The organism is Aurantivibrio infirmus, assembly GCF_054767315.1.
Genome location: NZ_BAAFSK010000003.1, coordinates 82,415 through 102,497, shown reverse-complemented (window position 1 = coordinate 102,497; position 20,083 = coordinate 82,415). Strand labels below are relative to the sequence as shown.

Genomic DNA, 20,083 nt, shown 5'->3' with positions numbered 1-20,083 from the left:
ACTGTCTAATCCTATAAAATTTTTATCAAGATACTTATTCGATTGGCTTTTAAGTTGGCTTTCATCACCATGGATTTAGTTGTTGTTCCAAACGAATTCATTGTTGCTTTCGCTTCGGCTGTGGCTTGCTCAAGACCTAGCCGCTGTGTGGGTAGGCTGTTGTTTTGAAGCTATGCTTGGCTTCGCAAATCGAGCAGGGAATAAATCTAGCTACCAACGCGATGAATGTGCACAAAAGCGCCCGATATTCTACTTAAAATATGGGCTTATTGTTAGCCACTTTTTCCCTCTATACACCACCAATGTGGGAATCTTTCTCCCTCAGAAGGCTTTTAACCTCGTTTTGCTAGATTAGGCTGAGGAAACTTCGTCAATTTTCAGCTCTTCAAAGTGAGCTATGTTGGGGAAATACAAGGCGGTACGAATAGCTTTACTGCTATCGAAACTCTGCATTAACGTACAATAATGCACGAGCTGTTGCCGATAGCTTTGTACCTCTCGCTGAATGAAGCTCGACAAGTCTTCCCTTTCAGCGGGCTCACTACTTTTGTAATCGACAATCCAACGTTCGTTATTGCAAACAAAGGTGCGATCAATAATGGATTCTTTGAAGCCGGTTTGTGTGCTTAGAATTGAGAACTCACACTCACTTTCTTGATGAGAGTTGTCCAATAACCATAAGCCGGTTTCGTCACCCAGAATACGAGTAACTGCAGAATGAATTTTTTCTGCTCCGTGTAAGGCATCTTGATTATTCAAGCCAAGTTGTCGTAATTGACTGGCCCAGTTTGAACGTCGCGTTTCGTTTGTCTCTTTACGCCATTTTTCTGCGCCTTCTAATGTGAGCTGATGTAGAACGCGATGCAAAACAGTTCCAGTATGACGTGCTGCTCGGTTTTCTATTCCGGTTGCCTGCGGTATTTCTTCGTCGTTAAAACTGGCTCGTCCCCTAAATTGTTTTAGCGTGTCGTCGGTTGGAATGATCGGAACCTGCCAAGAATCCGGGACTCTTAAAATGCTGCTTAAGGTTTTGTTTTCCGCATAAGGTTTTGTTGCTGAAGTGGCCTCGGCGCTCGCATCGTTAATGACTTCTGTAATTTGTATATCGCCGGCAACTGATTCCCAAATATTTTTGGCTAGGGATCCCGCGACGGGTGGCTTTATCTCACCATTTTTTTCGTCGCGTTTTAGGTTCATGCATAGAAATAAATTATTGATCGCGCGAGTGCAAGCAATGTACAGCAGGCGTGCTGATTCCAATTGCTCACGTATTTTTTTTTCTCTCACTAAGTAGGTATAGAGGTCGTCGGTTTCACCCACTTCACTTAAGGGGCTAAGTAGAGTGTGAGCGCTTCCGTGTTCATCGATAAAGTCTTGCCATACTAATAGTTCTTTATCATTGCCAGGGGTAGACCTATCGAGCCCTGGTAAGATGACGGTGTTGAACTCAAGACCTTTCGCTTTGTGAATAGTCATCACTTGAATGCGGGAGTTTTCAATTGATCGATCATAGAGTTTCGCCAAGCTTTCATCGAAAAGATTCCAGTCACTTATCCTTCCACCATGATCATGGCGTTCTAATAAATCAAAAAAATATTCTGGACTGTTTTTCTCTAAAGAATTGGTGATAACGCCTGGTCCCCCCAAGGCTAGCCAAACGCTTTCGATCCATATTCTTAGCGGCTTTCTTGATCTGTTTTGAAAGGCGATGAGAAAAATATTTTTTAATCTCTCAACACGTTTTAAGCCGGATGGACTAAGGGATAAATGCTGAACATTTTTTATTTGTTCCCATATGTTGGGGTAGCTTCCAGGCCTTGTGATCGCTGGCTTATGACTTGTGATTCGTTGCGTGGCGAGCTGGTGTAAGTCATTCATATCAAGACCGCACCAGGGCGCGCGAAGAACTGACAACCAGGAGATTCGGTCGGAGCTGTCTAACAAAGCTTTGGTTAATGACAGCAAATCAATAATAGCCATCCGCGTCATTAGCGGGTCAACATCTTTTGCAAGCCAATTAATATTTTCTGAGCGAAGTTGTTGAAGAATATCGCGAAGATGAGACCGGCTGCGAACTAAAATCGCGATGGACGAATTATCATCTTGCGCAAGTTTTTCTTTGATTAGATCGACGACAAACTGCGCTTCGCCATTTTTGGCTTCATCAATAAAGCCATGAGTTTCGACGGTTGCTTTAGGGTTTGCGTCAAAAAATGCGTCGGCTCGATTATAAGAAACGGCACCGCGATTAATGTTTATTTCTTTTGGGAAAGTGTTTTCGAAAGTCGTATTTACCCAGTTGACCAAGGTCCCGTCGGAGCGGAAGTTAACTGATAAGTTTAATGGTTCGAGCGCGATATCACCGATCCCATATTTCGCTGCGCCTAAAAAAATACTCACGTTTGCATTTCGAAAACCGTAGCAAGATTGCATTGCATCACCGACAACAAACAATGTTTTACCATCGTCTGCTTGCCAATTTTGGGTAAGCTTTTCGAGTAACTTTAATTGTGCAATGGATGTATCTTGAAATTCATCAACCAAAATATGATTAATTTTATAATCTAAATAAAGCGCCAGATCTGTTGGGTCTTGTGGATCACCGAGAGCATCGAGGGCGGCGCTGGTAATCGTATCGAAGTCACATTCTCCTGTTCGTTGGCAAGTGAGCATGAACTCTGCGACGAGTAAAGGCAGCAAACGTGTCAAGCTATCGAGCATCTTCCATTGCGCACTTTGAAAAGAGGGTTCAGGAAGCGCCTGAATATCTCTTAGAATTTCAGTTAGTGCGTCGTCTGACCCTCCGTTGTTACCGTGTAGGTCTGCAAGTAGCGCTAGAATACGTTCTTTATAAAATTTTGTATTAGGATCTTTCTTGTCGACGGGAAAGCCTTGCCTTTTGTCGATGGTTTTACGCCAATTGCCATCGTTGGTTAGTAACAGCGAACACAATGCTTTCCAATGAGCGAGCGAGTCCGTCGTGGTGTTAAGATCATCGATTCCATGTAAATGTATTATCGGTGAGTCGCTGCCAGCCTTTGTTAGCTGTTCAGCGGCATAACAACTTATTTCAAGTAATTCCGGTGTATAAATTGCGATGAGTTCGTCCGCACGTCGTAAAGTTGCTTCGACGATATAAGCTAGACTCTCTTCTAAATGAAATCGACTTTCTGAATTCTTTCCGGTTTGCAGCAGAGTGCTGATCCATTGATTTCGCTGACTTAACAAACGCGTGAGCAGCGATTCGAGATTGGGAATGTTGTTATCTAAATGTTGAATTAAGTTGTCGAAATCTTCCCGGAAGGGAGAGTTTCCTGTCATTGATTTGAAAAACTCTCTTACCGTCTCAGCATACAGTGAGCCTGGATTATCGCTGGGTTGTAATTCATTACTTAGGTGCTGATCAATAGGTAATTGTTTTAGCAGCGACTGGCAAAAACCATCAATCGTTTGTACCCGAAGTCGGTTAGGAATTAATAGTAAGTTCCAGGACAGTTCTTTGTCTCTCTCTAAGACTTTCGTCGCGAGAGAGTGAGTGAGTTTTTCGTGTTCACTAGTGAATGATTTTTCACTAGGAGAATCTGCGGCCTTTCTTATTGAGCCAATTATGCGCTGATGCATTTCTTTGGCCGCTTTGCGAGTGAACGTAATGCTGAGTACTTCTTCTGGGTTGTTACAAGATAAAAGTAGTTTTAAAACCCGCTGTGTAAGTAGTCCTGTTTTTCCCGATCCCGCGGGGGCAGAAACAATGAAAGACTTGTTAGGTTCCAATGCCCTCGCTCTCGCATGGCCATCACCGGGTAGCTGGGGTTGAGAATTCATCGTCATGATTCTCGCTCCCATTGATTAATAAAGTCGATTTCCGCGATACGGTTTAAAGCATTGAGCTTGATATCAAAGGAATTAAATTGATTTTTCTTAAAGTCGACAGTGCAGGTTCCCGATGTGAATTCCTTGCTCAGATTCAAGAGCGTTCTGTTGAATTCGTCTAAGGTTTGTTGCCAGTTTTCACCAAAGCCCGCTTTAAGAGGGGCGACTAATTTTTTATCCGCTTGATCTTCACTGGTTTCCATTAGGCCGAAAAAATCAACTGCTTTAGTTTTTATAATAGCGAATGCAATCCCTTTTACTTGATCGTCCAATGCGACGGCATACAAGGGAAGTTGTGGTTCATCTGGGCGATCTCCAGACCAGCTGGCTTTGGTAACGTTTCCCGTTTTGTAATCGATGAGTAACTGATCGCCATTCGGAAATTGATCGATCCTGTCGATACGCAGTTTTAAAGGAAGTCCACCAAAATTTACATTGAGTTCTTTTTCAATCCCAACAACATGGAAATCTTTACGATTTTTTTCTAGATTTAGCCATTCTATGCTTAGGCGTTCGAAACGTTTTCGTTCTAATTCGTAATAATGTCGATCGAGAAACTCTGAATTATTTGTATATTTTTCGGTAAAAACCGTTTCAATAGCTTCGTTGATCAAATTTAACAAGCTATCTTCTGCAATTGAATTGAGCGCAGAGCTATCTTTTAGCGTTTGCCAGAGGTTTGCCAAGATACCGTGGAGAATATTACCTTTGTCCGCCGCACTTAAACCGAGTGCTGGTGCTTCTACTTGTTCCGTGCCTAATCTATATGTCGCAAAAGCATTGAAAGGGCAGTGAGCTTGTTGTTTTAAAATGCTGAAGCCACCCTCGATTGCTTCATCACTTAGGTTTTGATATTTCGGCCCAAACTCACAATTAATTAATTCAAATTTAGCGGGCTCGAGTTCCGCAAGGTATTTCGCAAGCCCATAATCATTCGGATTACAAAAGTAATCGAGCGGCGTCTCGGATAGTGATTCGATAAGAGGACTGGGTAATAGCGTTGCTTCTTCGTCATCATTTGAATAGCTAAGGACAACTTGATGGGCGCAATTTAAATAGTTACTGGTAAGCGACTGAGCATAGAGCAACTCTTTCTCGATAGACGATTGAGGCATTTGATATTCGCGTTGTAGCGATAGAGGTAAAAGAGGATTCGGGTTTAATTTTTGTGGCCAAGTCTGATTGTCGAGGCCTAAGACCCAACAATGAGTAAAGCTTAAGCCGACGCCTTCAAGTAAGCCGAGTATTTGTATCGGAGAGTCTTTGACTTCCGCCTGAAAGTGCGTTGAGTTTGCCAGCTGTTCTAGGGCTGAGAATGCTTCGGAAAAAGACCAAGTTTTACGAGTTAAATCTAGGCTTAGAAATTTCTCTAGAAGTTGGTACCACTGGGTTAGTTCTTGGTATTCGACGCTGTCTAGATTTCTGGGTCCGGGCCAATTTAAACACTCCAATTGTTTAAGAAATCGTTGCACCCAGATTTCGATAGTACAAGAACTGTTGTTTCTACGACGAAAAGCTTCAAATTCAAAAAGGCAGCGGCTCAGCGCGTTTCCACTCCTTGCTTCGTCAGAATTGTCGAGTTTCGAGGTGTCGGACTTTTCAAGGGCGTTGCGAATTTGTGCGGTAGTAAAAGAGAACTGTTTTTTTGCTTTTAATCGTCGTAGTGTTTCGCTACGAATAATATTCTCATCCGCAATCGATGAGATAAAAGGTGAGCTTAATAGCTGATAACTTTCTTCATTAGTTAATTTATTTTGATTTAAACGCAGCAAAAGTAGGGTGTCATGAATTAAAGGCGTTCTGCCTAAGGGTGTTCCCGTAGAAATATTAAACGGCAAGGTATAGCGCGGTGTATTGAGAGAATAAAATTGCGGTTCAAAGGTTTCGCAAAAAATTCGCTCAATCAAATCTCGGAGACTGCCTAAGTTTGGTGTGACGATGCCGATCTTGGCCTGCGGGTTTTCTGTGAGTACTTTTTTACTCCACGCCGCCGCTGCACGTATTTCATGTTTCTTATCGAGGGCTGAAGTTCTGAGCTGCGTGGCTTTAGAGTTTTTGAGCGGGAGGCTAACGGAAACTTTTTTCGCCGCAGCTTGGATTAATGCTTCGTGTAAGGGAGGGATGACGTCGAAGCTTTGTAAAAATATTTCTGATTCTTTATCTAATAAGTTTTCAGAAAATGAATCGAGAATGATTTTATTGGCGCTTTCGCGAGTAATTAGCTCTGCTTTGGTTAACTGACTTTCAAAGTCCGACGCCCAATTGAGTAACTTTGCACTATTGCTTTTTTCATCCAGGAATTGTGATTCCAAGCTTGCAAGTGGCAATTGCCATAATTGCAGTCGCTGATGCGCTTCGTTGGCTTGTCTTGCCAGGGCGGTTGCTGACGCTCCGGCAACGGCATCGGTGTCGCCATTAATAATTGCGCTCCAGATATGCTGGCGTTGTAGATCATTGAGAATAAGCTGATTGGTTTTGGTGCTGGTCCCCGCTAAGCGCTGCCAAAGTAATTCAGTCCATTCGGAAAAGTTGAAAACTCTGGGGGTCGCAATGGCAGAAGAGCCTTGATGTTCAATTAGAGCAAGTCGTATTTGATTGCATAGACGTCTATTTGGAGTGAGCACCAAGGCACCCTTATTAAGCGGTTCAAGTAATGCTGTAATGTCAAAAAGTGCTTTTGCCACGGTGCGTCCAATGTCTAAGAGCTAAGGTTGTCTTTTATTATTTACTGCTGCTTTTCATAGCTCGCCGGAGTCTATTACCTGTCCAAATCCGACGAAGAGGCTTCATATTCTGTGATCACATTACGTCGAAATGTATTTCGCTAGGGAAATGAGACTCCAAAGCAGGCACTAACTTATGAATCAGCGGGTTGTTGGCCGTGAAAACGCTTTGGTATTCTCGTTCATTGCTCTCGGTACCTGGGTGTAAATCGTGTTCAACTAAGACATTTTGCAGCCGGCGAGCGATTGCATTCCCAGAATCAACCCAGCGAAGTCCTTCGCCGAGTAAGTTCGTAAGCTCTTGTTTTAAAAAAGGAAAGTGTGTGCAGGCTAAAACGATAGTGTCTACTAACGGGTAGTCAGGATGAGCCAAAAGAGGGACTACTACCGCGCTGAGATCTTTTGGATCTACGGTTTCACCGCGTAATTTGCTCTCTGCAATCTGAACAAGCGTGCTAGAGCCCAACGTGAGTACTTTGCAATCAGCGGCAAAATCACTAATAAGCTGTTGCGTATACGGGCGTTGAATAGTCCCCGGTGTCGCTAGGACGGCGATCGTTTTAGATTGGCTTAGTTGCGCTGCCGGCTTGATCGCGGGGACGACGCCAATAATAGCTTGCTTGAAGTGATTCCTAATCCTGGGTAGCGCTACAGTGCTGGCTGTATTGCAAGCAATAACGATGACCTCAGGTTTAAATCTCGCCACCAATCGCTGTAATACACCTTCAACACGTTCTATCAAATCAGCTTCGTGCTTCTCGCCATAGGGAAAATAGGCATTATCTGACGCATAAGTGATCGAGATGTGTGGTAGGAGCGCTCGGATTTCGCTGATGATACTTAAACCACCAACACCAGAATCAAAAACCAAAACCTGTGTGGAACGAGACATGTTGTTTCATTAATCAAGAGAAATCGGAATTGTACTCGACTTACCGCCAGAATGGGTTCAGCATTTGAGGCTTTATCGAGCGAGGTAATTTACGCGTAGCTTGGTTACCGGGAAAAGATCAATGCAATCTGCTGGTTTGATCGATTATTGATCGCCCGAGTTGACGCAAGCTTGGTTTTGGGAACATTCCTGGTCATTGGAAACCTTCCTGCTCAAAAGTATTCGGGCTCGGGTTCGGGCTCTAGAATGTTGAAGTATTTCTGATCCTCTTTGGCAAATAGGTGATCGCCGCCGAGCTTGTGTGCATGCTGAAGAAAGTAAGACGCTGTTGGCCGATCATTTAACTCGAAGTAACACTGGCCAAGCCGCAATAACACCACCGGGCTTTCTTTGGCAAAGGGGCATTTAAGGGCAGAGAGTAGGGCTTCTCTAGCCTGAATGTACTGGCGTTTCTTAAAATAAGCGTCGCCTATTGCCGTGAGTACCCAGCCAGCTTCTCGCCATTTGCGTTGTGGCTTAGGCAAGAGCAACCAAGCTTGGTAGAATGCGCGCAATGCGCGATTGTATTTTTGCTGATCATAAAAGCCATAACCACGATAACAAAGCGATTTTATTTGCTGTTGGACACTGGGGTTTAAGATGGGTGTTTCGAACATGGCAATTTTATTGGTTTGTTTTATTTGTCGGTATCAGTATCGAAATAAATAATAGCAATTGTTATAAAAGGTTTATTTATTAACAAGGCGTTCTATTGGAGTCGCCATCAAATTAGCGATCATCAAAATACAAGTATCAAAACAATACACCTATAAAAACAACAAACGTATAAAACCAACAAACCTATAAAACCAACAATGAATCAAGAATTGTCAAAACGTTTTAAGATAATTTAATAGAGCCGTGAGGTGGTGCACTTGTTAGAGCAATTTTCAGCGGAAGTAGTTTACCTATTTTTTGGGGCATGTGCAGTAGTTCTAAGCATTGTGCTGACTTCTTTTTTTTGGCACCGAAAACTTCGCGCCATCCGCAACACAAATGAACTCGTTAATCTTGACCTCGAGCAAAGCATAAGGGGCGTCAAACAGGAAAACGAAAGTCTACAGCATCAACATCAGACTCTTGATAAAGAATTGGCTGTTGCGCAATCGCAGCTTCAACAGTTAGCACCGCTCAACGAAAAGCTTGAACAGCAACATCAAGAGCTGCTTTCCGTGAATCGTGACAATGTCATGTTAAAAACACGGATTGATTCTGAGCGGCTCCGTTATGAAGAACAGCTTGAGCTGTTGAAGAATGCCAAAGACAGTCTGGGTAAAGAATTTGAGAATATCGCAAACAAGATTTTTGAAGCGAAGCAGAGCCAGTTTACCCAATCAAGTCGAACCGCCCTCGAAGGTACGGTGAATCCTTTACGCGAACAATTAAAAGACTTCCGTAAGCAGGTAGAGGATGTTTACAACAAAGAAAATGCAGATCGCAATAAATTGGCCGGCCAGATAACGGAGCTGCAAAAACAAACTCAGCAAATTGGTCAAGATGCGATAAATTTAGCCAGTGCATTAAAAGGTAATAATAAAACCCAGGGGAATTGGGGCGAGGTGGTACTAGAGCGTTTGCTAGAAGAGTCTGGCCTGCGTAAAGGACATGAGTACGAAACGCAAGTGAGTTTAAAAGATGACCAGGGGCAACGTCGAAATCCGGATGTTATCGTCCGCTTACCCGAGCAAAAAGATATCGTTATCGATGCCAAGGTGTCGTTACTTCATTATGAACAATACTGTAATGCCGATATCGACAACGAGAAGCAGCAAGCCTTGAAGGGGCATTTGACTTCAATTCGCGGGCATATCGATTTGCTCAGTAAAAAGAACTACGAGCGCCTAGATAACATTCGTTCGTTGGATTTCGTTTTTATATTTGTGCCAGTTGAGTCGGCTTTTATGTTGGCCTTAGAGCACGATCCCCAATTGTTTAGTTATGCCTACGATAAGCATATCGTTTTAGTGAGTCCCACGACCTTGCTGGCAACCTTGAGGACAGTGGAAAATATTTGGCGTTATGAGAAGCAAAATAAAAACGCGGAGCGTATCGCAGCAATGGCCGGGAAGCTACATGATCAGTTTGTACTTGTCGTTCAGTCTTTGCAGGAGTTGGGGCAGAATATTGTTAAAACCCAGCAATCATTCGACAATACCCAGAAGCGACTGCAAACCGGTAATGGGAATTTATATAAGCGAATTCAAGATCTGGATAAGTTGGGCGCGAAGTCAAAACGACGCTTGCCTAAGAATGATTTGATAAGCGATGGTGAAGACGTGACGAAGCTCATTCAGTTGAATTCCTTATCGGCACCGCAAATTGAAGATGAGCTAGACGAAATCGAAGAACAAAGCCCTGAAACTGAAATGGAAGCCGAAACTGCAAGCACAAGTACCGAAACAGATTAGCCCGCTTAGGCGTTTCTACCCTTGAGTTGTCACAGATCTAATTAGAATGGCGAGAAAGATAGACCCCACACTCCATATGATGTGTGTAAGGAAACTGATCAAAAAATGCGGCATGTTTAATCGTGTGAGTTTTGCAAAGTGTGTGTAAATTTTCCAGAAGCGTTTCTGGATTACAAGAAATATATAAGATGTTGTCGAATTTTTTTACCATGTTACAAGTCGCATCGTCTAAGCCGGCTCGAGGTGGGTCGACGAAAACGGTAGAAAAATCATAGCCCTCCAAATCTATATCCTTTAAGCGCCGAAATTCTCTAACTCCCTCTATTGCTTGGCTGATATCTTCAGCGGACATCTTTACAAAAGCAATATTGTCGATATCGTTGATAGCGCAATTTTCCAAAGCGAGTTTAATGAGTGATTTAGATATCTCTGTCGCTAAGACTTTATCGAAGTGTTGAGACAGTGGCAGGGTGAAATTGCCATTGCCGCAGTAAAGCTCAAGCAAGTCCCCGCGAGTATTTGATTTGTTGTCGGAGGATGTTTTTTCTTGAGCAAATTCGATCTTGAGTACACTGTCGGCCCAGTTCAGCATTTCTTTGCAAACGCTGGAGTTAGGCTGAGAAAAATTACCTTCTTGTTGTTTGTAGTGATAAATTTTATCGCCAACTTCGAAAGTCTCCCTTACGGTATCGTCGCTAAGAGGCAGTTTTTGTTTCTTGCTTCGTCCCACAATTTTAATGCCAAGATTTCCACACTTGTGTTGTATCGTCTGCCGCCATTCTTCGTTAAGCGCTTTGTGGTAAATCAGTGTGACCAACATGTCGCCAGCCCGTGTAGAAAGAAATTCAATTTGAAATAATTTCTTGCGTAATATAGATTCGGTTTTCAGTACAGCTTTTAATTTTGGCATTAGTTCGTTGATAGCTTTTGAAGCGATTGGGAACGTTTCGATGAAATGTATTTTATTGTTATCTTCGCGATCAAACATAGCGTAGTGGGTTTCATCTCCTTGATGCCATATTTTGAATTCGCAGCGATCCCTGTAGTTCAACTGTGGTGACTGAAAACAAGCGATTTCATTTGAATAGTATGGTGAAAGAAGTTGCTTTATTTTATTCACTTTATCGTGAAACTGTTTTTGGTAATCAGCAGGATTAGGTGAGAATGAGTTCATATCAATATCAGAATAAAATTTTAAGTCTTAAGTGCAGCTGGGTGCGAGATGTAATGATTGCGGAGGTTACCTGATGATTAAAGAATTAACAATTAAAACAAGGGCGCAGGGTTTGCACGATGTCACGGCCGAGCTGGCGGGCTTGATTGCAAAAAGTGGGGTTGAGCAGGGTTTGTGTACGGTGTTTTTGCAGCATACTTCCGCAAGTTTGTTGATACAAGAAAACTATGATTCTAGCGCTAAGTATGACCTGGAAAACTGGATGAATCGTATGGTGCCTGAAAACGATCCGCTCTATACCCACACCGCCGAAGGCGAGGACGATATGCCCGCCCATATTAAAGCAGCATTAACCGCGAACTCTATTGCGATTCCTTTTATTAGTGCTCAGCTTTGTTTGGGAACTTGGCAGGGCGTGTTTCTGTGGGAGCACCGCCACGGGCCGCATTCCAGAAAAATGGTCGTTCATCTCAATGAGGATAAATAAATCACAACTAAGAATAATTGGCTTTTTCTAAAGGCAAACTAATCCTAAAAGTAGTTCCTATTCCCTCTGCCGATTCAACAGTAATCTTTCCGTCATGATGCTCAGTGATGATGAAGTATGAAACGGATAAGCCTAGCCCAGTCCCTTTACCGACTTCTTTGGTGGTAAAAAAAGGTTCAAAAATATGACGTCTAGTGGAGTCATTCATTCCTGCGCCATTGTCAGTAATCTCAATGACAAGCCATTCTGCGTCGTTGTGTAATTTAATTTTTAATTGCGGTGTTTGGGTTTCTTGCAAATGCGAACTAGGGAATGCTTGCGCAGCATTACGAAAAATATTCAAAAGTACTTGCTGTATCTCAGCGGCCGAGCAGGGTACCGAAGGAAGATCGCTTTGATATTCTTTTTCGATCAAAAGATTTTTTTTGCCTTCTACAGTGTTGATTTGGAGGCTGTTAGCCACTAACTCTAAGCTGTGCTCGACCAAATTAACGATATTGACGTACTCATGCTTCTGGTTGCTGCTACGACTAAATTCGAGCATGTTAGTAACAATGTGTGCAGACCGTTCCCCAGATTCTTTAATGCCGTCGATAAACTTATAAATTCCCCGTTCTTTTAAATAGCTCTGAATAGAGTCTAGATCAACGCCTAACCGCTTCGCGGTTTCAAGGTTTGCGGCGATGTCTGGAGAAGTGCGTCGGTAAATATTCTGCACGCCGTGCAAAATCGCACTGAGGGGGTTGTTAATCTCGTGAGCCATTCCCGCCGCCAATTCTCCTAGAGACATCATTTTTTCGTTTTGAATCATCATATTTTCAAAACGCACACGCATGGTGACATCGTCAATTCGAATTACTGCACCAACAACTTCGCTTGAAATAAGCGGGTAAATCACTGAATCGGTATGAATAATTTCTCCGTCGTTTTCGTGCTGAACGGCCTCTTGAAGTTGAGTTCTGTTTGTGTCGATAGCTTTTTTTACTTTGGTAAGGTCAATGCCTAGTTCCGGTGCAATATCAACCACATTTTTGCCTAGTGCATCTCGAGGGTTTATGCCGGTGTTGCGTTCGGCTGCTGTGTTCCACTGCGTGACAATTCCTTCTCGGGTAAGTCCGATAAGAATCGACGGCATTGAGTTGATCATGCTATGTAAATAATCTTGGGTTTCTTGGAGTAGTTCTTCAGTGATTTCGTGCTTGGCGATCTCCTCATAAAGTTGATTGTTTATCGCCCTCAGTTTATTGGTTCGCTCCGTTACCCGTTGCTCCAACTCTTTTTGTGCAGACTTAATATCGAGCTCGGTGTTTTTATGTTTGGCCCGGCTGCGCAACAGTACGATGATTAATATGATTTGAACGATGACTAGGGCCAACACTAAAGATGTTTGGAAGCTCCCGCCAAATAAAGTCGAGGGCAGGGATTGCGCCGGGGCAATGGAGCTGAATAACAGCAAAGGGACGGAGTATAAGAGTGTGGGTGATTTCGCTGGCATTTTTATTTTCTTGTTCTGGCCGCTGATACAAAATATTGTGTTGGTTATTCTGACACGCCGCAAAAATTAATTCTCTGCTAAGTTTTTCATCCATAAACCAAGGTCAGTGACTACTTTAGTGACGGTATTTTAAACAGCGTCATGACTCGTGTAAATTATCCTTAGTTAAGCTTAATTCTCTACGTAATCAAAGAGATAGCCGTCTGACAAGACACAAGCTGAAAATCGTTTGACTTGAAAAAATATTAAGGTAGAATGCGCAGCTCTCCAAAATCGGGTGGTTAGCTCAGCTGGGAGAGCATCGCCCTTACAAGGCGAGGGTCACAGGTTCGATCCCTGTACCACCCACCAAAAAACTGACTGGTTCAATCCAGTACAGCATCGCGGACCGGTAGTTCAGCTGGTTAGAATGCCGGCCTGTCACGCCGGAGGTCGCGGGTTCGAGTCCCGTCCGGTCCGCCATTTCACGAAGTATCAGAATTCCCCACTAAAGTTATTTTTATCTCCGTTGCTCCAGGGACGAGAACCCTAAGGGTTCGACAAAATGCGAGAGCATTTTGAACGAGGAGTGAAGCGACGAAGCCTCGAAGAGGTTAAAACAAGCCTGAGCTTGTTTTTATCACTAAACTGTATGGAACAGTTTTGATCGAGGAGTGAAACGACGAGACCCCTTTAGGGGTGAAATGCAGGAAGCATTTCATAAATCCCGTCTGTTTTTTCCAGATTAACTCCAATCTAAACAAACACGCCAAAGTATCACTTCGGCCCAGACTTTTGCAACCAGTAGATATTTTCCAGACCTTCGCCGACATGGCAGATAATAGCTCCTGCAATATCTGCATTCACAACATCCTGTTGCTCGAAGCTGGCATAGAGGTTACAGGGATGTGCTCGTAGCGTGTCTGGAAAATACCTGCTGGCTGCAAAAGTCTCAGAGTTGCACGTATCAATAAAGATTAAAAAAGAGGAAGCGATTCATAATTCGCCTCCGACTCTTCCAGATTAGCCCCAATCCAAAATAAATTTGAAAACAAGCAGGCGCCATACTAAAACCGGGGCCAACAAAAGTGGTGTAAGATTACTTCGTTCAATTCGCCGCTGCTTTAGAGGTTATAAACAAAATGTCTATTAAGCTGGTGAATCAAGAAAACTTAAGAGGGAAGTTAAGACCTTTAGTTGGGGTTTTGGCTTCTGAGTTGACGAAATTAATCCCTGAGGCTGTTGTGGAAGAGGTGGGGTCATCCTCTATTCAAGGTTGTCTTACTAAAGGGGACGTGGATTTTCTTGTAATCGTCTCGAAATCGAATTTTAATGTTGCGAGGGACAGGTTAGTCGAGTTTTATGAAATAAACGATATGGATTTTATTGAGTATTTTGAGAGCTTCAAGGGTAAGCGTGAGGGTGTAGACATAGGTATTCAGCTCTGTGTAAATGATAATCCCTTTGGTTTTTTGATTTTCAAAAAGGCTATGACTGCTTCGCCGAAATTGGTGGAAGACTACAATAAGATCAAAATAGAGGCCAGAGGTCTTGATGTTGACGAGTATCGAAAAGCGAAAAACAAATTCATAGAAAGCGTAATAAAGAATAATTCTTAACACACTCCTTAAGAAGGTATGCTCCCATCCGGTTGCAAAAAGAGAAAAGTGAAAAAAATGAAAAAAATAGAATTTTTAGTAGACAAAAATAATATCTCGAATTACGAGATTGTAGAAAGTTCTCTTGATGATGAAACCCTTAGCGATGGACAAGTGCTGCTGAAGATTGATCATTTTGCTTTTACTGCAAATAATATTACTTATGCAGCGGTGGGTGACAAGCTTCGGTATTGGGATTTTTTCCCTGCGTCTGAAAATAAAGGCTGTATACCGGTGTGGGGTTTTGCGGAGGTTATTTCTAGCCGATGTAGTGAGGTCGAGGTGGGTGCCCGTTTTTACGGCTATTCCCCTATGGCGACTCACCTCATTGTCGAGCCTACTCAGATCCGGCAATCTGGTTTCGTTGACGGCACAAGTCATCGCAAAGAGCTTGCGCTGGTTTATAACCAATATCTTCGCTGTTCAGAAGATCCTTTGTATCGTGAGGATAATGAAGCGCTGCAAATGATTTTTCGCCCCTTATTCACGACTTCATTTTTAATTGATGATTTTCTCGCAGATAATAATTTCTTTTCTGCCTCACAAATTATTCTTACCAGTGCCTCCAGCAAAACGGCAGTTTCTCTAGCGTATTTACTGCAGCAGGCTAAAACCTCGCGAGAGCAGCCTATAGAAATTATTGGTTTAACTTCTAAGGGCAATGTTAATTTTGTGAACGGTCTTGGCTATTACGATCAAACGCTCGACTATGATGCACTTGGTTCACTGAATGAAAGTGCTTGCGTAATTGTTGATTTTGCAGGGAATTCCCAATTAATTGAAGATCTGCATCGTCGGTTTGGCGAGACATTAAAATATTCATGTATGGTGGGGCTTTCTCATTGGGAAGAAAACAGAAAGTTACCCGAAGATCTTCCTGGTCCAAAACCCGCGATGTTTTTTGCACCGTCTCAATCACAGAAACGTGTGAAAGAATGGGGAGGAAAAAAGTTTCAAGCGCTTTTAGTGCAACAATGGAATAGCTTTGCTAAATCCGCGAGTCAATGGCTAGAAGTGGAAGCAAGCGCTGGTCCGAAAGCAACTCAAGAAGTATTTGAAAAAATTCTTAGAGGCGAAGCGAGCCCGAAAACCGGACAGCAAGTCTCTTTATTTGCTAGGGATTAGCTTTCTTAAATAATTTGGAGAAATTTTTCTCGCAAAAATTGAAATTAAGTTCGTTGCGTTAATTCTGAATTTGAGCCATAAAAAAACGCCGCGATTTATATCGCGGCGTTTTCGTTTAGACGCTTCTAAAGCTAATTATAAAATTACTCTTTCGGCTTAACTTGACCAAGACCAATGACATTGCCGGAAGCAACTACGTGCCCTTTGAGTGGGGCGACTAATTCGTCGTAGTTCTTAGGTGCAAAGTCTGCGGGTAACACGATATCGAGGGCTAAGACTTGCATGTGGTAGCGATGCTTTGGTCCGGGTGGTGTGCGTGGCCCTAGGTAGGGTTGTGCAGCACCGCGATAATTCGGACCATAGATGGAGCCTTCTGGTTTTTCTTCTGCCTTCATGCCTGCCGCAAGTTTGGTGATTGATGCGGGGATGTTAACGATGGACCAATGTAAGATAGGCGAACCTCGAACGACGAAAGCACTGTCTTGCATAATGATCGCATAAGATTTGGTGGTGGCCGGGCCTGCGCTCCATTCCAAACCGGGGAAGGTGTTGGTTTCGTACTGTGTGTATTTAAAGTCAATGTCTGCGCCATCTTCCCAGCCGGGTGTTGTTACAGTCAGCTTTTCGCTGGCGGGATGGGTCGCAGTGACGATTAGCTCCGCGCCTTTATCTGGATCGACCGGCGGAGGAGATTGAGCAAATATTGGAGCGGCCATCGCCACGGTAAGGCTAGCAACTATTAATAAGAGTTTTTTCATATTTTTATCCTTGTGTAAGAAACTGTAAATAGTGATGCCGGAACTGGGCTGTTAGTTTACGCGTTTTTACAGTCGTTGAAAGCAGGGTGAGTCCAAGCTGGAATAAATAATGTAAAGAAAAATATTGAAGCGGTTTTATTTTTCTAACGGGCTTTTGATTGTTGTTTGATTCTGTAGTTCCTTTCTGTAGTTCCATTCAATATCTGTTGGTTCAGTAAGTTATAACATTTTTCGTTTTCGCGAAAACGACCAACGAAAGACGACACATTATTGAGCTTTTCGGTTCGCTGCTTCCATATCAGGTGTAATTAAAAATACCGCTACCGATTCGGGATCTTTATTTTCAAAATACACCGTGGCTGTGTGAGGCCATCGGCTACTTAGGCCCCAATGATCTAGGAGCTTCGATACTACTCTCCAATTGCTTGTCTCTAAGGCTTGAATAATTTCTTCTCGTGTCATCCCTAGTTTGATAGTAGTGCCGTCCAAGTCCATTGATTCGTCGCTTTTGAAATTGGCGATGTCAGGGCGGATATTGATATTGACATTTCTCGTTGTCGCATCCGGATAAGCTTTTAATAATATTTCTGTACCGAGGGAAATAATGCTGACACTGAGGCTGAGGTCCATAAACATTTTTTTAGTTGGGTCTCGTAGAATCGTAATGTCACAGCGTGAGAATTCGCTTCCATCTTCTAATATGCCAGTGGTCAACACGATATCCCCGATAAGTAGGTCAGTGAATTTTGACGCAAGCTCTTTACGTATTTTCTCCTCGGTTGAAGCTATTTTATCTGTTTCGCTACAGGCGGCAAGATAGGTGGTTAATAGAATAAATACGAATACATAGAGAGCGCGCTTGTTCATGATTATGATCCCTGTTTTTATATTTATAAAAAATTAAACCAAGAGAGCTTTAGGCTAAATAAAAAACCACCGATGAAGGTGGTTTTTTTGAGGTTATTAATAAAAATATTTTTCAAAAATATAAATTAATTTGTTTCTCTATTCGCCTCTCGAACGACATAAGCACGAACTGCTTCAGCATCTTCTTCACTGATTTGTTCTTTAAAACTCACCATCCCTTTTTCTGTTAACTCGCCGTTGATGACAACGGCTTTCCAAAGGTCTTCAGAACCTAGGCGAGCACTGTAGCGAAGGTCGGGGAAAATGCCGTCGGGGTTAGGATTCACTGTGGCAGGGCCGTGGCAAACACTGCACAGGCGTCCGTAAACTTGTTCACCTTGGGCGATAAATTCATTGCCGCCAAATAGAGGTGGCGGAGCAGGGCGGCCATCGGTTTCGACGCTGATTTCGGCTTCCTCTATGCTGTTTGGCAAACTGGCATTTCCACCGGCTTTGAAAACCAATAAGCGTGAGTTGTTGGTAGAGGATTCAGTTGTCGCGTCGCTGGCGCCAGGGCCTTCGCGAGGTAAGCCTCTCGCACCAACCACAATGGCAAATTGTTGTTGACCGTCAACGAGGAAGGTAGAAGGGGCCGCAACAACCGCTGCCTGAGTCTTCGCTGACCACAGTGTTTCGCCGGTTTCTGCATTATGAGCGTTAAAGAAGCCGCCGGCGTCTCCCTGGAATACCAGGTTTCCAGCCGTAGTGAGTACTCCAGCGACGCTGCGGGGGGTAGGTCGTGGCACTCGCCAGACTTCTTCTTGTTTAATAGGATCCCAAGCGAGTAGGTAGGCTTTACTTTCTGGAACCGCCGTGTCGGCTTGGCGTAGAAAGCGCGCACCTGCAGCGAAATCGGTACCGGTATTCCAGCCTCGGCTGGAAGGAGTGAATTCTTCAACCGATGCATAGCCGCTGCTTTGTTCCCAAACAGGAATGTAAACCAAACCGGTATTGGGATTAAAGGCCATCGGATGCCAGTTGTGGGCGCCCAATGGTCCGGGCTGGACGAGGAAGGGCTCGCCGGTTTTGTCGTATCGAGCCTTGGGGTTTTCAACGGGTCGACCGGTTTGTAAATCGACATGTGTCGCCCAGTTGAGCGGAGCGAAGGCCTCAGCGGAAAGCAGCTCACCGGTTTTCGCATCGAGAACATAAAAGAAGCCATTCTTTGGTGCTTGCATCACCACCCTTCGATCTTTGCCGTCAATCTCTAAGTTGGCGAGGATGATGTGTTGAGTCGCGGTGTAATCCCAGGTTTCACCGGGCGTTGTTTGATAGTGCCATTGATAGCTACCGTCGTTGGGATTGAGGGCAACAATGGAAGAGAGGTAGAGATTGTCTCCGCCGCCAGGGCTTCTATACAGCTGGTTCCAAGGTGAGCCGTTACCAACACCAATATAAAGTAGATCCAAATCAGGATCGTAGGCCATGGCATCCCAGACAGTTCCGCCGCCACCTTCTTTCCACCATTCTCCGTTCCAGGTTTTCGCGGCTTCCTCAAGTTCTGGCTGTTCGAAACCATCGGCTGGGTTGCCAGGGATGGTGTAAAAGCGCCAATCCAGCTCGCCATTGTCAGCGTTATAGGCAGAGACATAGCCGCGAACGCCGAGTTCGGCGCCGCCATTGCCGATCATCACTTTGCCTTTAATTACTCGCGGCGCGCCGGTGATGGTGTAGGGTTTTTCGGTATCAACTGTAAGTGTTTCCCAGGCAACTTCTCCAGTTGCGGAGTCCAGAGCGATAAGTCGGCCATCAATCGTGCCGAAGAATACCTTGCCTTGCCAAACAGCCACCCCGCGGTTGACCACGTCACAACAGGCATCAACACCCTTGGCCTTATCAACTTGGGGATCAAATTCCCAGAGCTTCTCACCTGTGGAGACATCGAAGGCTTTTACCATGCTCCACGCAGTGGTTATGTACATTGCGCCATCAACCACGACCGGCGTCGCTTCTTGCCCGCGGCTAGTGTCGATATCGGCATACCAGGCTAGCCCGAGTGTGCTCACATTTTCAGTGTCAATTTGATCGAGCGGACTGAAGCGTTGTTCATCGTAAGTGCGCCCGTAACTCATCCAAGATCCTGGTTCTTGGTCTGCGTTCAATAGGCGAGTCTCGTCAACACTAGCGCTAAAAGGTTTGCGTTCGCTATTTCTTGCGTCAGCACTGCTATCCAGCTTGTCTTGCGAGCAGGCGCTAACGAGAAGGGTGAGGGTGGTTGTTAAAAGGGCAAGCGTTATGTCTATTTTCATAGTTGCTGTCATCTTCCGAGGCTGAAATGTCGCGGGATAGTTTACTGACTTTCAATGTTTATTCCACGCTTGTATTTGTTAGCGCCATAGGTTTGTGGTGTGGCCATACAATTAATAATCTAAATGCAAATAGTTATCATAAGTATTAGCGTTGAAGTTTTGTGTTTCTCATGATATTTTCCCTGGCTTTCACGTGTGCGAGTAGCAAGTACATAAACTTGGAGTATTTTTTAAGTGGCTTTTTTCGAAGTGCGGTAGTTCTAACTGGTAGTCGTTCTAGCAACTGAAGCCCTAAGTCACTTTGAGTGTGCTGTTGAAAA

At 43.9% G+C, this 20,083-nt stretch carries 13 protein-coding genes and 2 tRNA genes; 6 read left to right on the top strand and 9 right to left on the bottom strand.

Translation table 11 applies throughout. The features are described from left to right. Positions 1-351 precede the first annotated feature (351 nt). From ACYUCY_RS07270 to ACYUCY_RS07255, 4 genes are all read right to left on the bottom strand, one after another. Positions 352-3,828 (bottom strand): UvrD-helicase domain-containing protein, encoded by a 3,477-nt coding sequence (locus ACYUCY_RS07270; protein WP_460225804.1) that lies wholly within the window; start codon positions 3,826-3,828, stop codon positions 352-354. Further along, positions 3,825-6,554, bottom strand: a complete 2,730-nt coding sequence (locus ACYUCY_RS07265; protein WP_460225803.1) for a PD-(D/E)XK nuclease family protein — start codon at positions 6,552-6,554, stop codon at positions 3,825-3,827. Before ACYUCY_RS07265 ends, ACYUCY_RS07270 begins: the two co-directional genes overlap by 4 nt. Before the next feature lie 115 nt (positions 6,555-6,669). Continuing rightward, positions 6,670-7,485 carry a glutamate racemase gene (murI, locus tag ACYUCY_RS07260; protein ID WP_460225802.1) on the bottom strand — a complete coding sequence of 272 codons (816 nt, stop codon included), beginning with the start codon at positions 7,483-7,485 and terminating at the stop codon, positions 6,670-6,672. 212 nt (positions 7,486-7,697) lie between these two features. Continuing rightward, positions 7,698-8,141, bottom strand: coding sequence for a tetratricopeptide repeat protein (locus tag ACYUCY_RS07255; RefSeq protein WP_460225801.1), 444 nt, complete (start codon positions 8,139-8,141; stop codon positions 7,698-7,700). Between the two features lie 258 nt (positions 8,142-8,399). Between ACYUCY_RS07255 and ACYUCY_RS07250 the strand changes: the two genes are divergently transcribed. Further along, a complete protein-coding gene (locus tag ACYUCY_RS07250) occupies positions 8,400-9,932 on the top strand; it encodes a DNA recombination protein RmuC (protein ID WP_460225800.1) in 1,533 nt (510 codons plus the stop codon). 37 nt (positions 9,933-9,969) lie between these two features. Here the strand turns inward: ACYUCY_RS07250 and trmA are convergent, their stop codons facing one another. After that, the gene (gene trmA, locus ACYUCY_RS07245) at positions 9,970-11,106 is read right to left on the bottom strand and encodes a tRNA (uridine(54)-C5)-methyltransferase TrmA (RefSeq protein WP_460225799.1); all 1,137 of its coding nucleotides are present in this window, start codon (positions 11,104-11,106) and stop codon (positions 9,970-9,972) included. A 73-nt stretch (positions 11,107-11,179) separates the two neighbouring features. Between trmA and ACYUCY_RS07240 the strand changes: the two genes are divergently transcribed. Continuing rightward, complete coding sequence (locus tag ACYUCY_RS07240) at positions 11,180-11,593, top strand: secondary thiamine-phosphate synthase enzyme YjbQ (RefSeq protein WP_460225798.1); 414 nt, start codon at positions 11,180-11,182, stop codon at positions 11,591-11,593. 7 nt (positions 11,594-11,600) lie between these two features. Here ACYUCY_RS07240 and ACYUCY_RS07235 read toward each other — a convergent pair whose 3' ends face one another. After that, a complete protein-coding gene (locus ACYUCY_RS07235; RefSeq protein ID WP_460225797.1) occupies positions 11,601-13,088 on the bottom strand; it encodes a two-component system sensor histidine kinase NtrB in 1,488 nt (495 codons plus the stop codon). Positions 13,089-13,363: 275 nt separating this feature from the next. Here ACYUCY_RS07235 and ACYUCY_RS07230 point away from each other — a divergent pair. The 4 genes from ACYUCY_RS07230 to ACYUCY_RS07215 all read left to right on the top strand — a co-directional run bounded on the left by ACYUCY_RS07230 (position 13,364) and on the right by ACYUCY_RS07215 (position 15,850). Then, a tRNA-Val gene (locus ACYUCY_RS07230) sits at positions 13,364-13,439 on the top strand. A gap of 34 nt (positions 13,440-13,473) precedes the next feature. After that, positions 13,474-13,550: transfer RNA gene (locus ACYUCY_RS07225), tRNA-Asp, on the top strand. A 659-nt stretch (positions 13,551-14,209) separates the two neighbouring features. Next, complete coding sequence (locus ACYUCY_RS07220) at positions 14,210-14,686, top strand: GrpB family protein (protein ID WP_460225796.1); 477 nt, start codon at positions 14,210-14,212, stop codon at positions 14,684-14,686. A 57-nt stretch (positions 14,687-14,743) separates the two neighbouring features. Further along, complete coding sequence (locus ACYUCY_RS07215) at positions 14,744-15,850, top strand: DUF2855 family protein (protein WP_460225795.1); 1,107 nt, start codon at positions 14,744-14,746, stop codon at positions 15,848-15,850. Between the two features lie 143 nt (positions 15,851-15,993). Here the strand turns inward: ACYUCY_RS07215 and ACYUCY_RS07210 are convergent, their stop codons facing one another. The 3 genes from ACYUCY_RS07210 to ACYUCY_RS07200 form a co-directional block, all read right to left on the bottom strand. Continuing rightward, positions 15,994-16,608 carry a YbhB/YbcL family Raf kinase inhibitor-like protein gene (locus ACYUCY_RS07210; RefSeq protein ID WP_460225794.1) on the bottom strand — a complete coding sequence of 205 codons (615 nt, stop codon included), beginning with the start codon at positions 16,606-16,608 and terminating at the stop codon, positions 15,994-15,996. Between the two features lie 267 nt (positions 16,609-16,875). Beyond that, positions 16,876-17,475 (bottom strand): hypothetical protein, encoded by a 600-nt coding sequence (locus ACYUCY_RS07205; RefSeq protein WP_460225793.1) that lies wholly within the window; start codon positions 17,473-17,475, stop codon positions 16,876-16,878. A gap of 125 nt (positions 17,476-17,600) precedes the next feature. After that, complete coding sequence (locus ACYUCY_RS07200) at positions 17,601-19,763, bottom strand: PQQ-dependent dehydrogenase, methanol/ethanol family (RefSeq protein ID WP_460225792.1); 2,163 nt, start codon at positions 19,761-19,763, stop codon at positions 17,601-17,603. Positions 19,764-20,083 lie beyond the last annotated feature (320 nt).

What these genes read in the sequence shown, in the direction of transcription:
- ACYUCY_RS07270 (WP_460225804.1), bottom strand. Translation starts at nt 3,828, where the DNA reads ATGACGATGAATTCTCAACCCCAGCTACCCGGTGATGGCCATGCGAGA.
- ACYUCY_RS07220 (WP_460225796.1), top strand. Translation starts at nt 14,210, where the DNA reads ATGTCTATTAAGCTGGTGAATCAAGAAAACTTAAGAGGGAAGTTAAGA.
- ACYUCY_RS07200 (WP_460225792.1), bottom strand. Translation starts at nt 19,763, where the DNA reads ATGAAAATAGACATAACGCTTGCCCTTTTAACAACCACCCTCACCCTT.
- ACYUCY_RS07205 (WP_460225793.1), bottom strand. Translation starts at nt 17,475, where the DNA reads ATGAACAAGCGCGCTCTCTATGTATTCGTATTTATTCTATTAACCACC.
- ACYUCY_RS07215 (WP_460225795.1), top strand. Translation starts at nt 14,744, where the DNA reads ATGAAAAAAATAGAATTTTTAGTAGACAAAAATAATATCTCGAATTAC.
- trmA (WP_460225799.1), bottom strand. Translation starts at nt 11,106, where the DNA reads ATGAACTCATTCTCACCTAATCCTGCTGATTACCAAAAACAGTTTCAC.
- murI (WP_460225802.1), bottom strand. Translation starts at nt 7,485, where the DNA reads ATGTCTCGTTCCACACAGGTTTTGGTTTTTGATTCTGGTGTTGGTGGT.
- ACYUCY_RS07240 (WP_460225798.1), top strand. Translation starts at nt 11,180, where the DNA reads ATGATTAAAGAATTAACAATTAAAACAAGGGCGCAGGGTTTGCACGAT.
- ACYUCY_RS07235 (WP_460225797.1), bottom strand. Translation starts at nt 13,088, where the DNA reads ATGCCAGCGAAATCACCCACACTCTTATACTCCGTCCCTTTGCTGTTA.
- ACYUCY_RS07210 (WP_460225794.1), bottom strand. Translation starts at nt 16,608, where the DNA reads ATGAAAAAACTCTTATTAATAGTTGCTAGCCTTACCGTGGCGATGGCC.
- ACYUCY_RS07255 (WP_460225801.1), bottom strand. Translation starts at nt 8,141, where the DNA reads ATGTTCGAAACACCCATCTTAAACCCCAGTGTCCAACAGCAAATAAAA.